The sequence below is a fragment of the Rhodopila globiformis genome (genome assembly GCF_002937115.1).
GTDB classification, from domain to species: Bacteria; Pseudomonadota; Alphaproteobacteria; order Acetobacterales; family Acetobacteraceae; genus Rhodopila; species Rhodopila globiformis.
Map to the genome: position 1 here is coordinate 34713 of NZ_NHRY01000226.1, position 13431 is coordinate 48143.

The window sequence follows — 13431 nt, forward strand, 5'->3', positions numbered from 1 at the left end:
TGGAGGTGAATGCCGATGGGGACGCGATACAATCTGATCGCCGGCGACAGCGTGGAGCGGCTGGCCGCGCTCAGCGACGGGCTGTTCGCGGTGGCGATGACGCTGCTGGTGCTGGACCTGAAGCTGCCGGCGCGCGAGGGGATCGCCACTGACGGGGCGCTGCTGGCGGCGCTGAGCGCGCTGGCGCCGCGGGTGTTGGTTTATCTGATGAGCTTCCTGACGCTGGGGATCTTCTGGGTCGGACAGCAGACCCAACTCAGTCACTTCGCGCGCTGCAACCGGCATGTGACGTGGATCCACCTGCTGTTCCTGTTCGCGGTGTCGCTGATGCCGTTCTCGACCTCGCTGATGGCGGAGTTCATAACGCTGCGTGCGGCACTTCTGCTGTACTGGCTTGACATCCTGCTGCTGGGCGCGCTGCTCGCTGCAAGTTGGCGTTACGCGATGCGGGCCAGGCTGGTGGAACCGGAGGTTGCAGCGTCCATCAGCCGATCAGTGGAGCAGCGGATCTATATCGCCCAGGCGCTGTATGCGTTCGGGGCGGCATTGTGCTTCGTCAGCACCTGGTGGAGCATCGGGTTCATCATCCTGGTGCAGATGATCTACGTCGTTGGGCCGCGGCGGGGGATATTGTCGCGGATCTGATCTGAACGCGCCCGCCACACAGGCGGAACGTTCCGGTTGACGCGGAATGCCGCCGGCCGGCCGCGACCGCAGGTCGCAACCTATCCTGCTCTGCGCACTCTGCGCTCTGCGTTGAAACGCGGTGGCCGGGGCGCCACCGTCGTTTCGGATCAGGCGGCTTACTGGCAACGCCGTTCTTTGTTGCGACACCGCATTTTCAACGCAGAGCGCGCAGAGCGGAGCGCAGAGTGCGCAGAGCAGGGATCCAGGCAACCAGCGGTCGCTTTGGACGGGCATCGACCCGTGGATTCTTCCTGACACGGAGCTGCAACCATATGGTCCAGGCCGCACCCGGTCGCCGGCTGGTGGAACGTCGAAGTCGTCGAATGCGGGAAATTCACGCCTCCGCAGCATGGCTGCCTGCCGCGTTATTGCTGATACGCCCCGCTTCACGGAACCTCGGCCCGCTCCAGGTTCGCAGCTATATCGCAACACAATGCATCATCTGTCGTTTTGACGACAGAGCCGGTCCCATGGCGCCGGAGATCATGCCGGGTAAGTATCAACCACCGTGGCATGATCCGGACAGGCCGCCGGTCGCTCCCCGCGGGATGGCGGCTCTATCGTGAATGCCGCCCCATCCTCACAGCCCAAGCATCCGCTGCGCCACGCCCAACGCGCCGCGCAGCCGTATCCCCTCCGAGGCCAGCACGCACAGGCACGGCGCCTCGCCACCACCGCGGGTGGCGGATCGTGGTCGCCATCCGGTTCGGCGACGTCGCCGGCCTGGTACACGCCCTCGCCGTCGGCAAAGGCGCCGGACAGCACGCAGGTCAGTTCCCGCCCGTCATGGGCGTGCGGCGGCAGACTGCGGCCCGGCTGGGCCAGGATCAGCCCTGCCCAGGCCGCCCCCTCCGCCCGCAGCCACCGCCACCGGATGCCCGGGCCAATCGGCCACCACCGGCCCAGCGCGATGCGGTCCAGCGGCGCCGGCAGGTCCGGGTTCAGGACCGGCGGCACGCCGGCCACGGGTTCGCCGATGCGCGCCAGCACCGTCTCCAGCGCATGATCCGACAGCGGCGCCGGCGGCAGGGCTTCCAGCAGCGCGCCGCCGGTCGCCTCGCAGGCCAGCAGGGTCCGGCGGCAGCAGGCGCAGCGGCCGGCATGCGTGGCGACGACGATGGCCAGGGCCTCCGGCAGCGTGCCGGCGGCATAGGCGAGCAGGCAGCCATCGCTCGGATGCCGCGTGATCATGGCCGATCGGCCAGCGCCGCGCGCAGCTGGGTGATCGCCAGCCGCAGCCGGGACTTCACCGTGCCCAGCGGGATGCACAGTTCCTGCTCGATCTCGGCATGCGCCTTGTCCTCGAAGTAGGCCTTGCGGACCACCGCCGCCTGCTCCGCCGGCAGGCCGGCCAGGGCCGCGCGGATCCGCGCCTCCTGCTCGGCCATGGCCACCGCGCTTTCGGGTGGCACTGGTTCGGCCGCGCCGCCAGAGTCGGGATCGGGCAGCAGGGTGCCGGGATACCGCTCGCGCCGCAGCGCGTCGATCCGCTGGTTGCGGGCAATGGTGAAGATCCAGGCGGAGACCCCGGCGCGCCCGGGATCGAACTGGTCCGCCTTCTGCCAGACGGCCAGCAGGGTCTCCTGCGCCAGCTCCTCGGCGACGGTGTCGGCGGCGCCGCTGCGGATCATCCAGGCCTTCACCCGCGGCGCGAAGACGCGGAACAGCACGGCAAAGGCAGCGCGTTCGCGATGCCGCGCGATGGCCTGGAGCAGGGCAGCATGATCGTCTGGGATCGGAGTCCCCTGAGCCATGTCGAGTACTGCTATACGGCACGCGACAGGCCGCACCAAATGCCGCCGGTTGCGGCCGCGCGTGGCGGCGACGTACCGGCGGCGCAGAGGCCCGGACGGCAGACAGGTTGCGCTCACAGTCCCTGCTACGCGATTCGCTTCCGCATGGATCACCGTCAAAAGCGGCGATACACACTGTTACAATCTGCGCGCCGATTAAACATCCGCAACAAGAACCGTTGATGCATTGTCATGGCGGCAAAGTGACAACGGACCCGGCGTTGGCCGCCGGCCGGTTGGGGCACAGACGCGCTCCCGGCCCGGCAGCGGCGCGCCGAATCGGCGTGGCTTCACGCTCAAGTATGGTAGTTTGACCTGAATCAAGGAGATTGGGCGGTGATCCGCCCCACATGCCTCCAGCCTAGGAGTCACAATCGGATGAACCACAAGCAACGCCACACCCTGCACGCCCTGTTCGCCCACCCGGTCAGCGGCAACATCGATCCCAGGGTGGTCTTGTCCCTGATCGAGTCGCTGGGCGGCGAGGTCACGCATGGCGGCCATCGCCACGTCGTGGTCAGGCTGAACGGCCACACGCACGGCTTCCACGAGCCGCATCACGCCCTGTCGAAGGACGAGGTCGTGGCGCTGCGCAAGTTCCTGGAGACCGCCGGCATCGATCCGGTGCGCGACTATCCGCTGGAAGCCGGAGCCGCCTGATCCGCGCCCATCCCGGGCGCCGCCCGATACGGGAGTTGACGATGCCCAAGCAGTCTGACCTGGCGGAAACCGATACCGAACCGGCCGAGGCGACCGGCGTCAGCCTCGCCGAACCGTCGCCCGCGCCGGCCGCGCCGCCGCCTGATGCGTCCGTGGTGCACAGCCTCGCGGCCATGCGGCACGATCCGGCGGCCATCCGCCACCTGTTCGAGACCGGCGAGTATCCTTACCGGGTCAAGATGCGCACCGCGCCGTACGAGGCGCACATGCTCGAGCTGCAGCGCGAGCTGCTGAAGGCGCAGCGTTGGATCGAGCAGACCGGGCAGCGCGTCGTCGTGCTGTTCGAGGGCCGCGACGCCGCCGGCAAGGGCGGCACCATCAAGCGCTTCACCGAGCACATGAACCCCCGTACCGCCCGCATCATCGCGCTGCAGAAGCCGACCGAGCGGGAGCAGACGCAGTGGTATTTCCAGCGCTACATCGCGCACCTGCCGGCGTCCGGGGAACTCGTGCTGTTCGACCGCTCCTGGTACAACCGCGCCGGGGTCGAGCGCGTCATGGGCTTCTGCACGCCGAGCGACTACCTGGAGTTCATGCGCCAGTGCCCGGAGGTCGAGCGGATGCTGGTCCGCTCCGGCATCACGCTGGTGAAGTTCTGGTTCTCGGTCAGCCGCGAGGAACAGCGGCGGCGCTTCGGCGAGCGCGAGCGGGACCCGCTGAAGCAGTGGAAGCTGTCGCCGATAGACCGCGCCTCGTTGGACAAGTGGGACGACTACACCGAGGCGAAGGAGGCGATGTTCTTCTACACCGACACCGCCGACGCGCCCTGGACCATCGTCAAGTCGGACGACAAGAAGCGTGCCCGGCTGAACGCCATGCAGCATCTGCTGGCGATGCTGCCCTATGACGGCAAGGACCCGTCCATCGTCACCGGGCCGGATCCGCTGATCGTCGGCGACATCGCCCATGTCATCGGCAAGGACCTGCGGATCATCAACAAGACGGTGCACCCGGCGCTGAAGCGAGGGCGGGAGCCGGGGGTGGGCTGAGGGCCTGGTTGCGAATAACCGCATCATTGGGTGCAAGACACCGGCCCCTCCGCGTCATGACGGGGTAGCAACGGCCGTGCCGCTGGCCGCCTGAACTGGCGCCTATGGGAGAGGACGGTGCCCCACACCCAATAGCGCAGTAATTTCCTGACCGCTTCTGAGCGTCCGGTTCCGTTTGCCGCCGGATCGATGCCGCGCCGGCGGCGGTCGTTGCTACCGCGTCGCGCCGGGCGTGGGTCCGGCCTCCGCGCCGTCGCCCGTATCGGCGGAGGAAGCCGCATCCGAAGCCAGCAGCCGCGCGAAGACAGCCTCGTTCGTGGCGCCGAACGCCTCAAGCTCGATCGTCTGGCCGGTCGCGGGGTCGCTGAGCGTCAACCGGCGGTTGACATAGGAGGTCAGCCTGAACGGAATGGCGGGACCCAGTCCTTGCGTCATGCGGATGCGCGCCAGGCCACTGAGCGTGCCGCGCAGGAAGCCGCTCGCGCCGGTGATGACCGCGACCACGCGGCCGTCGCTTGCGTCCGTCACGACCACCGCTTCGTCCGGCCGATCGGCGAAGCGCAGCAGGCGCTGTTGGGCGACCGGCCCGGGCGGCGCGGACCGATGCGCCGCGTCGTGTGGGGCGAGGAACACTCCAAGGAGCGAGCCGGCCACCAGCACCGCGGCGACAGCCGGCGGGCCGATCGCGAGCGCCGCCGAGGGGCGCCCGGTGGCCGGGCCTGCCGGTCGCTCATGGCCATGGGGCCGCACGGTTGCTCATCGGGCGCAGAAGCGGACGTCGTCGCCGCGGGGCAGGCCGTTGAGCACCGCGTCGACGCAGGTCGCCTTCGGCCCGGCCTGGTGCGGCACGGCGTGGATGTCCGGGGCCGACAGCAGCGCCGCCTCGACATAGCCGTTGGCGTGACGGGCGGTCACCTTGCACCAGCCCCGGGCGCAGTCCTGGACGTCCACCCGGCTCTGCGGCGACACCTCGTCGATGACGGCGTATTTCACTCCCGGGCCGGAACGGAGATAGGCTGTCCAGTACACCGTGCCCGGCCGGGCCCCGGCGCCCGACAGGGGCAGCGCGGCGACGGCGGTTAATGTTGCGAGCCCGCAAAGCTGACGCATCCTGCGGCCTGTGCTCAGCATATCGTGTCCTGTCCGGTTGACGCCACACGTCAATGCCAGTGGACATCTTGCAGTTCATGTCATCACGTTGTCTGGTAGACGGACTGGTCGCATTCGCAACTTCGCGAGGAGATGCAGCATGGCGATGCTGTCATACGAAGAAAAATATTGCGTTCGAGGCGGAACCCTTATCGGCGGCGAACTGTTCGATTGGTGAATCGGCCCCTTCTATGTCGGATTCTTCGGCGTTACCACCGCAATCTTTGCCGGTTTCGGAACCGCACTGGTCATTTATGGCGCGGCCCTTGGCGGGACCTGGATCCTGTTCCGGATCACGATCAGTCCGCCGCCGATAAGCTACGGCTTCGGATGGGCGCCGCTGCGGGAAGGCGGGCTGTGGCAGGTTATCACCATCTGCGCGCTCGGCGCGTTCTGTTCCTGGGCGCTGCGGCAGGTGGAAATCGCCCGCAAGCTGGGCATCGGGCTGCACCTGCCCGCCGCCTTCAGCGCCGCGATCTTCGCCTATGCCTCGCTGGTGGTGATCCGCCCGCTGCTGTTGGGCGCCTGGGGCTACGGATTTCCCTACGGCATCATGGCCCATCTCGACTGGGTATCGAACGTCGGCTACCAGTATCTGCATTTCCATTACAATCCATTTCACATGGTGGCGGTGTCGTTCTTCTTTGCCACGACTTTCGGACTGGCGCTGCACGGCGGTGAAATCCTGGCCGCCGCCAATCCCGGGCGCGGCCAGCCGCTGAAGTATGGCGGCCATGAAAGCGTGTATTTCCGTGACACCATCGCCTATTCCATCGGTGAACTCGGCATCCACCGCCTGGGCTACTTCCTGGCGATCAACGCCGGGATCTGGAGCGCGCTGTGCATGATCATTTCTGGCCCGTTCTGGACCCGCGGCTGGCCGTACTGGTGGGGCTGGTGGCTCAACATCCCGATCTGGGGCCCCCACGGTTTCAGCTGAGGGGGACAGGCACATGGCACGCTTCCACACGTTGTACACCTCGATCGAGATGCACGGCCCGCTGGAGCCCGGCATTCCCGTCCGGTTCGGCTCCGACCGCCGCACCAAGCGCATTTTCCACTCCCGCCTGCTGGGCCGCATCGGCGAAAGCCAGGTGGGGCCGACCTACCTGGGGATTTCCGGCATCCTGTCGGTGATATGCGGTTTCATTGCGTTCGAGATCATCGGCCTGAACATGTGGGCGTCGGTGAACTGGAACCCGGTCCGCTTCATCAAGATGCTGCCGTTCCTGGCGCTGGAGCCGCCGCCGGCCAAATACGGCCTGTACCCGTTCCCGCCGCTGCACGAGGGCGGCTGGTGGATGCTGGCGGGCTTTTTCCTGACCGTGTCGATCCTGCTGTGGTGGGTGCGGATGTACAACCGCGCCGTGGCCGTCGGCATGGGCACGCACGTGGCCTGGGCGTTCGCCTCGGCGATCTGGCTGTACCTGGTGCTGGGCTTCTTCCGGCCGCTGGCGATGGGAAGCTGGGCCGAGGCGGTGCCGTTCGGCATCATCCCGCACCTGAACTGGACGGCAACGTTCTCGCTGCGGTACGGCAACATCTTCTACAATCCGTTCCACATGCTGTCGATCGTGTTCCTGTACGGCTCGACGCTGCTGTTCGCCATGCACGCCGGCACCATCCTGGCGGTGGCGCGCTTCGGCGGCGAGCGCGAGACGCACGAGATCGCCGATCGCGGCACGGCGATGGAGCGGGCGGCGCTGTTCTGGCGCTGGACCATGGGTTTCAACGCCAACTTCGAATCGATCCACCGCTGGATCTACTGGTTCGCCATCCTGACCACGTTGACCGGCGGCATCGGCATCCTGATCACCGGCACGTTGGTGGACAACTGGTACCTGTGGGGCGTGAAGCAGGGCATCGCGCCGGCGTATCCCCCGGTGCCCGGCCTGCCGGCGACGCTGCCGCCGGGCTTCCACAAGACCCTGTCCCTGGACGCGCCGTGATGAGCCGGGCAACGATCATCATCGGCGCCCTCGTCATCATCCTCGGCGCGATGTTCGTGGTCCTGCCGGACTGGACCTATCCGCCGATGCCCAGCCGGCAGCTTGCCGCGCCGCCGGCCTCGATGATCCAGTTCGGCCGCGGACAGATGCCGGAGCCGGTGGCGCAGGCCGTGCCGGCGCCGCTGCCGCCGGCAGCCGCGGGCGGCGCCCCGACCACTGCAACCTACCAGAACGTCCAGGTGCTGACCGACCTCAGCGCCGCGGAGTTCATGCGGCTGCAGCAGGCGATCACGCAGTGGGTGTCGCCGCACCAGGGCTGCGCCTTCTGCCACGTCGCCGGCAACGACGCCTCGGACGCCAAGCCGCAGAAGCAGGTGGCGCGGCTGATGCTGCGCATGGTGCGCCACGTCAACGCCGACTGGCGCAGCCACGTGAAGGACAGCGGCGTCACCTGCTTCACCTGCCACCGCGGGCAGCCGGTGCCGGCGGAGACCTGTTTCCCCAGCGCGCCGCCGCCGGAATGTGCGATCGTCGCCAGGCAGGAGAACTGGCGCGAGTCGGGCGACAACGTGCGCAGGTTCTTCCCCGATGCCAGCTGGGACCTGTACCTGCTGAACGACACGCCGATCTCGGTGCAGTCGGTGACGGCGCTGCCGGCGACGCTGTCGATCCCGCTGCATCGCGTGGCGGAACTGTCGGTGCGCGTCCATCGGGCCGGCACCGGCGACATCACGCTGCGGCCGAAGCCGGGCAGCGGCCTGGTGTACCTGAAGCTGTGGCCGCATGTGCGACCGTGGCGGCTGGGCGCGCCGGAGCCGATGCTGCGCGCTATCCCGCAGGCGGGCGTGGTGGCCCCGTTGTTCTGCCGCACCCCGGCGGCCGCGGCGGAGGCCCGCAAGGCCGCGCAAGAGCCGGAACCGGTATCGCAGCCCCTGCCCGAGGCTCATTCAACGTCGCGATGGACGTGCAGGCAGGGGATTGACGCAGGTGCTCCTGGCGCGGACGAGCCGCATAGGCGCTGACTTAGCGGGCTGGCCCCGCTAAGTCAGCGCCTGTGCGAATGAGCCCGGCCATGACGGGGCGGCGCCGACACCCGGCGGTCAAACGCTATGCCGGTTGGCATAAGGCCTGGATGGCGGCCCGACGAGCGCCATCACGTTGGGACGCAGCCGCCCAACGGTCGGGCTCACCGGCGCCCGGTATGAAGGCAGGCAACCCATGTCCTGCACAAGCTGAAGCGCTTCGGCCAAAGCGGCACGCGCTTCACCCGGCCCGCTGGTCCCTGTACTGCAGGCGCACCATGACCTGCCGCACGGCCTCGCCCAGTACGGTCACCAGCAGGATGCCCACGGACAGGTGAAGCACACCGATCCACCTGGTGGGCTCGGCGCCGACGGCGACGACGAGCGCCGTTGCGCCACCCGCCGGTGTGATCGCCCGGAAGAGAAGCTGCAGCACGGCCGCGAACAAGGTCGCGATGATCACGGCCGCCAGGCGCCAGATGACCAGGGGCTGGCCGCTCATGAAATGCGGCATGCCGGCAGCCCCGGTGGCAAACACGGCGGCAAACCCGGCGGCGGCACCCAGGAACTGGCCGACGGCGAGGTTGTATGGCCTGGCGCTGGCCTCGGACGGCGTCAGGACCTGGGTGAACACGGCCGAGCCAAGGCTGGGTGCCAGCCAGGCCTCCTGCGTCCAGATGCCCAGGGCGGCAATGATGCCGAGCACCAAGGCCGCCAGTATCGGGCGGGCGATTGCGCTGATAATCATGGGACTCCTCCCAGGCTGGGTCGTGCACAGGGGCAGAACTGTGGGAGGGCATGCGAGGTTGCCGACACGCCTGCGTCAGCGGCCGCAGGACGGCAAGGCCACGTGGATGACCGTGGCCGCGCGGATGCGACCGTAGCGCTACGCCAGCAGCCGGAACTTGCGCAGCGAGCGCAGGCCCGCCGGGATCGGGTCCTGCGGGAACAGTTGCGGCCACTGCGTCCAGGACACCTCGCCGACATACAGGTCGCCGCGGCTGTCCACGCACAGGCCGTGCGGGGCCATGAACTGGTCGACGCCAAGCCCGGCGCACAGCCCGCCGAGGCGCGACAGGCGCTGCCCGGTGTGATCGACGATGGACACGCGCGGGCCGAGGTTCGGCGCGTCGCGGTTCACCGCCATCACCGGCCCCAGTTCGCCGATGTAACAGATCGGACATTTCCCCGGCGGCATGAACAGGCCGCACGGACGGTGCAGGTTGTTCCACTGCGTCTCATACCTGCCGTTGCCGTCGAACACCTGCACCCGGTGGTTCTCGCGGTCCGCGACATAGACCCAGCCGTCGGCGTCGCAGGTGACGTTGTGGGCGATGTTGAACTCGCCCGGGTCGCTGCCAGAGCCGCCCCAGGACAGCACCAGCCGGCCGTCCGGCGCGTATTTGTGCACGCGCGCGTTGCCGTAGCCGTCCGAGACATAGATGTCGCCCTGCGGCGACAGCGCGGTGTGGGTACAGCGGTGGAACGGCTCGCCGCCCATGTACGGCGCCGGCTTCCCCGGCGTGCCGAGCGTCAGCAGCACCTTGCCCTCCGGCGTGCACTGCCGCACCGAGTGATCGGCGTCATCCGTCAGCCACAGCGTGTCGTCCGGCCCGACATGGACGCCGTGGGCGCGGGGGAACACGCCCTCGCCCCAGGACCGCAGGAAATTGCCGTCGCGGTCGAACACGATCATCGGGTGCTCGCCGCGGTTGAAGACATAGACGTTGTCCCGGCTGTCCGCGCCGATGCCGCCGATTTCCCGGAACGACCAGCCCGGCGGCAGCTTCGCCCAGTCCTCCACCGGCTCGTAGCGATAGTCGCCGCTGCCCAAGGTGACCATGTTCGTTACCCCCCTGCTTCCTGGCCGCACCAGCCTGTCACGGGGCCAGGAAGCCGCCAAGGGGATGGAGCGGCTATTCCGCCGCCTCGCGCTTCAGCTTGTCGGTGAAGTGCTTGCGGAATTTCGTCACCTTCGGGGCGATGACGACTTGGCAGTAGCCGCTGTAGGGGTTGCGGGCGAAGTAGTCGTGGTGCTCGGGCTCGGCCGGATAGAACGTGGTCAGCGGCTCGATCTCGGTCACCAGTCGGTTGGGCCAGAGCTGTTCGTCGGTGATCTCCCGCATCACCGCCCGCGCCGTCTCGGCCTGGGCGTCGGAGTGGGTGAGGATGATCGAGCGGTACTGCGGCCCGACGTCGTTACCCTGGCGGTCCTTGGTGGTGGGGTCGTGGATGGTGAAGAACACCCGCAGGATGTCGGCATAGCTGACCTGCGCGGGATCGAAGGTCAGCTGCACCACCTCGGCGTGGCCGGTGCGGCCGGTGCAGACCGCGTGGTAGTCCGGATTCGCCACGTGGCCGCCGGCATAGCCCGACATCACCGCGGTGACGCCGCGCAGGTCCTTGAAGACCGCCTCCAGGCACCAGAAGCATCCGCCACCGAGGGTGGCTGTTTCCTGTGTCGCGCTCATGTCTCGCGTGCTCCCCGTTGGTTGACAGGAGTGTATATGGGTTCGGCGGCGGAGTCATGCAGGCGCCGCTCCGGTGCCCGGCGGGCGGAGCGGGCGCCGATGCGCGTCAGCGCAGGTTGAACACCTCGATCGCGGTCTTGCCGAGGATCTTCTGCGCGTTCCCGACGCTCGTCGCGTCGAACACCGCCTGGATCGCGCTGCTTGTGTAGCCGAAGGTCGATTCCTGGTGCGGATAGTCCGACGACCACATCACGCGGTCCGGCCCGATGCGGTGCAGCAGTTCCAGCCCCGCCGGATCGGTCATGAAGGTGGCGTAGCAGTTGTTGAACCAGTACCAGCTCGGCGGGTGCCGCAGCTGCGGATTCATCACCGTTGGAAACGAGTTGTAGATCATGTCGGCGTCGTGCAGCATGGACGCGACCCAGCTGATGCCGCCCTCGGTGAACACGACCTTCAGCGCGGGGAAGCGGTCGAACACGCCGCCGAACGTCAGCGGGCCCCAGATCTGGCGGAACCCCTGCATCTGCACCAGCACCGCGGAGCCTGCAGCGCCCGACGCGCTGGTCAGGAAATTCTCGCCGATGTGGAAGCACAGCGGGATGCCGGAGGCGGCGATCGCCTCCCACAACTTGTCCATCTTCGCATCGTTGTAGTAGATCGGCTCGCCGTCGACGTCGTTGCCCGGCTTGATCGGGATCATCAGCGCATGCGCGCCGAGTTGCCGGCAGCGCTCGACCGAGGCTTTGGCCTCGGCGGGGTCCCAGTAGTTGGGCACCATCACCGGATAGAGGCGGCCCCTGCCCTTCGCGCACATTTCCGCAATGTGCTCGTTATAGGCCGAGAACGTTTCCGCGCGGTCCATCAGCTTGCCCAGGATGAACAGGCTGAACAGGCGCTGCGGGAAGACCAGTTCCTTTTCCACGCCTTCGGTGTCGAGATCTGCCAGGCGCGCCTCGATGCTGGTGAAGCCCGGGGTGCATTCCAGCGCCATGCACAGCGCCGCGGCGTCGAAGGTGCGGCCGGGGCGCTTGCCGACTTCCTCGCCGGCGACCGTGATGTGATAGCCGCCGTCGCGGAATTCCATGCGTGGCGCGCGGTGCTTCAGGTGCTCGGGGAAACGGTCCACCCAGCAATCGGTCTCCAGCATGTGGCTGTCGGCCGAGACGATGACGGTGCCCTCGGGCCATGCACGGGTCGCGGCCTGCGCGGTGCGGGCGGGCGAGAGGAGAATGCCGACCATTTCGGGGATTTCGAGCACGGTGCCGTCCATTACCGGTCCTTTCCGATGATACTGATGGGTAAGCTAAGCATACTCGTGCGTGTGCGGTCTACTGGCTGGCGGGGGCGTGCCGGGGCAGTCCGGTTCTTGGGTGGGCCGTGACGGTGGAGGAATGTTCCTTTTTAGTGATGAAATGTCCGGGATCCTGGTTGGCTGGGTTCCTCATTCAGAGCCTGTTCGATCGGACGGGCCTTGAATTGTGGTGCGCCTGCTGTGCGGCTGGAAACCGGTACGGCACCGCATTGGGGGCTTCTTGTTGCGGCATGCCGCGGTCGGGGATGGTCGAACGCAGCTTCGGCTGGTTGGCGCACTGGGGTGGTCTGCTGCGCGACCGTGCCGGACGGCTTGATGTCTCAGCCGGGCGGCCGGCCTTCGTCGCCATCCTGTCCGGCTTTCAGGCACTGCTCAATCCAATGCCAATTCGTGCCGCTTGACTATGAAACACTGACTCAAACCGGCTCTTATACCGAGCTTCCGCCTTTAGTTTTACATAAACCGTTGATAGCATTGTATAAAATGCCGTTTCAGCCGCTTGCTACTGGCTACACCGCGAGCCCCAGCAGATCGAACGCCTTCTGCTGCACCGGCGTCGGCCGCGTCACCACGGTCAGCGGATACAGCGGGTTGATTGCGGTGGTGATGGTGTTGCGCGCCAGCGTCGCCAGATCGGCCAGCAGCGTGCGGAAGCTGTGCACCGGCAATCCATCCGGTGTCATGCCTGTCGTCTGCTTCTTGATCGCGACCTTGGACCGCTGTGCCGGCGCCACCACGCTGCGGCGGAGGGCTTCGGCCTCTTCCGGATCGGTGTCGTCGAACAGCATCGGCGCCAGGCGCTGGCGCATGTGCCACTCCAGGTAGTAGGCCAGCATGCACAGGAACACGTGCGCCCGCACCCGGCCCTCCAGCCAGTGATACACCGGGCGGACGTGCAGATCGACGGTCTTGACGCAGCGGAACGCCTGCTCCACCAGGCTCAGGGACTTGTAGCTACGCACCGTATCGGCATCTCCCAGCGTCGCCTCGGCCAGGCTGGTGCGCACGACGTAAAGCCCGTCGGTGGCCGCCTCCGCGGCGATCTCGGCAGTCTTGCGGGCGAAGCTGAAGGCGTCGTCGGTGATCGTCAGATCGAAATGCTTGCGCATCTTGTGCGCGTTGAAGACCTCGCCGACGGCCAGCGCGATCTCGGCGGTGCCGCGCAGCGGCTTGCGCGTGCGCTCGACCCTGGCCTTGATGGCGGCGAGGTCTTTCTCGGTGGCCGTCAACAGCTCTTCGCGCTTGCGGGCGCGCTCGGCGGCGAGATCGGCATTGCGGCAGACCACCAGCCGCTCGCCGGGATAATCCGGTGACGTGATGGACGCCATGTCGCGCTGGT

At 67.5% G+C, this 13431-nt stretch carries 16 protein-coding genes; 7 read left to right on the forward strand and 9 right to left on the reverse strand.

Annotated elements, in window-relative coordinates:
* Nucleotides 1-15: 15 nt before the first annotated feature.
* On the forward strand, nucleotides 16-645 hold the full coding sequence (locus tag CCS01_RS21760) for a TMEM175 family protein (protein ID WP_104520878.1): 630 nt from the start codon (nucleotides 16-18) through the stop codon (nucleotides 643-645).
* A 525-nt stretch (nucleotides 646-1170) separates the two neighbouring features.
* Here the strand turns inward: CCS01_RS21760 and CCS01_RS21765 are convergent.
* Both CCS01_RS21765 and CCS01_RS21770 read right to left on the reverse strand, forming a co-directional pair.
* Entirely contained in the window at nucleotides 1171-1878 is a 708-nt protein-coding gene (locus CCS01_RS21765) for a cupin domain-containing protein (RefSeq protein ID WP_104520864.1), read from the reverse strand.
* The gene (locus tag CCS01_RS21770) at nucleotides 1875-2441 is read right to left on the reverse strand and encodes a sigma-70 family RNA polymerase sigma factor (RefSeq protein WP_104520865.1); all 567 of its coding nucleotides are present in this window, start codon (nucleotides 2439-2441) and stop codon (nucleotides 1875-1877) included. Before CCS01_RS21770 ends, CCS01_RS21765 begins: the two co-directional genes overlap by 4 nt.
* A 417-nt stretch (nucleotides 2442-2858) precedes the next feature.
* On the opposite strand from CCS01_RS21770, the gene CCS01_RS21775 reads away from it, so the two are divergent.
* Both CCS01_RS21775 and ppk2 read left to right on the forward strand, forming a co-directional pair.
* Entirely contained in the window at nucleotides 2859-3140 is a 282-nt protein-coding gene (locus CCS01_RS21775; protein ID WP_104520866.1) for a hypothetical protein, read from the forward strand.
* 41 nt (nucleotides 3141-3181) lie between these two features.
* Nucleotides 3182-4189, forward strand: coding sequence for a polyphosphate kinase 2 (gene ppk2, locus CCS01_RS21780; RefSeq protein WP_104520867.1), 1008 nt, complete (start codon nucleotides 3182-3184; stop codon nucleotides 4187-4189).
* Between the two features lie 213 nt (nucleotides 4190-4402).
* On the opposite strand, the gene puhC is transcribed toward ppk2, so the two are convergent.
* Together puhC and CCS01_RS21790 are read right to left on the reverse strand one after the other, a co-directional pair.
* Nucleotides 4403-4939 carry a photosynthetic complex assembly protein PuhC gene (puhC, locus tag CCS01_RS21785; protein WP_104520868.1) on the reverse strand — a complete coding sequence of 179 codons (537 nt, stop codon included), beginning with the start codon at nucleotides 4937-4939 and terminating at the stop codon, nucleotides 4403-4405.
* 6 nt (nucleotides 4940-4945) lie between these two features.
* Nucleotides 4946-5320 carry an SH3 domain-containing protein gene (locus CCS01_RS21790; protein WP_104520869.1) on the reverse strand — a complete coding sequence of 125 codons (375 nt, stop codon included), beginning with the start codon at nucleotides 5318-5320 and terminating at the stop codon, nucleotides 4946-4948.
* A gap of 262 nt (nucleotides 5321-5582) precedes the next feature.
* On the opposite strand from CCS01_RS21790, the gene pufL reads away from it, so the two are divergent.
* From pufL to pufC, 3 genes are read left to right on the forward strand one after another with little or no spacing between them, the layout of a single operon-like run.
* Nucleotides 5583-6278, forward strand: a complete 696-nt coding sequence (pufL, locus tag CCS01_RS21795) for a photosynthetic reaction center subunit L (RefSeq protein ID WP_456307616.1) — start codon at nucleotides 5583-5585, stop codon at nucleotides 6276-6278.
* 13 nt (nucleotides 6279-6291) lie between these two features.
* The gene (pufM, locus tag CCS01_RS21800; RefSeq protein WP_104520870.1) at nucleotides 6292-7287 is read left to right on the forward strand and encodes a photosynthetic reaction center subunit M; all 996 of its coding nucleotides are present in this window, start codon (nucleotides 6292-6294) and stop codon (nucleotides 7285-7287) included.
* Nucleotides 7287-8309 (forward strand): photosynthetic reaction center cytochrome PufC, encoded by a 1023-nt coding sequence (pufC, locus tag CCS01_RS21805; protein ID WP_104520871.1) that lies wholly within the window; start codon nucleotides 7287-7289, stop codon nucleotides 8307-8309. The genes pufM and pufC overlap by 1 nt, the downstream gene beginning before the upstream one ends.
* 241 nt (nucleotides 8310-8550) lie before the next feature.
* On the opposite strand, the gene CCS01_RS21810 is transcribed toward pufC, so the two are convergent.
* The 4 genes from CCS01_RS21810 to CCS01_RS21825 form a co-directional block, all read right to left on the reverse strand.
* The gene (locus tag CCS01_RS21810) at nucleotides 8551-9057 is read right to left on the reverse strand and encodes an HPP family protein (RefSeq protein WP_104520872.1); all 507 of its coding nucleotides are present in this window, start codon (nucleotides 9055-9057) and stop codon (nucleotides 8551-8553) included.
* A gap of 138 nt (nucleotides 9058-9195) precedes the next feature.
* The gene (locus CCS01_RS21815) at nucleotides 9196-10152 is read right to left on the reverse strand and encodes a peptidyl-alpha-hydroxyglycine alpha-amidating lyase family protein (RefSeq protein WP_104520873.1); all 957 of its coding nucleotides are present in this window, start codon (nucleotides 10150-10152) and stop codon (nucleotides 9196-9198) included.
* 73 nt (nucleotides 10153-10225) lie between these two features.
* Nucleotides 10226-10780 carry a peptide-methionine (S)-S-oxide reductase MsrA gene (gene msrA, locus CCS01_RS21820; RefSeq protein WP_104520874.1) on the reverse strand — a complete coding sequence of 185 codons (555 nt, stop codon included), beginning with the start codon at nucleotides 10778-10780 and terminating at the stop codon, nucleotides 10226-10228.
* Between the two features lie 106 nt (nucleotides 10781-10886).
* Entirely contained in the window at nucleotides 10887-12050 is a 1164-nt protein-coding gene (locus CCS01_RS21825) for an amidohydrolase family protein (RefSeq protein ID WP_104520875.1), read from the reverse strand.
* A 107-nt stretch (nucleotides 12051-12157) separates the two neighbouring features.
* Here CCS01_RS21825 and CCS01_RS33065 point away from each other — a divergent pair, with 107 nt between their 5' ends.
* Nucleotides 12158-12493, forward strand: coding sequence for a hypothetical protein (locus tag CCS01_RS33065; RefSeq protein WP_146101889.1), 336 nt, complete (start codon nucleotides 12158-12160; stop codon nucleotides 12491-12493).
* A 108-nt stretch (nucleotides 12494-12601) separates the two neighbouring features.
* Here CCS01_RS33065 and CCS01_RS21830 read toward each other — a convergent pair.
* Nucleotides 12602-13431 (reverse strand): IS1634 family transposase (locus tag CCS01_RS21830; protein ID WP_456307615.1); only part of this gene is annotated, 830 nt, incomplete at its 5' end.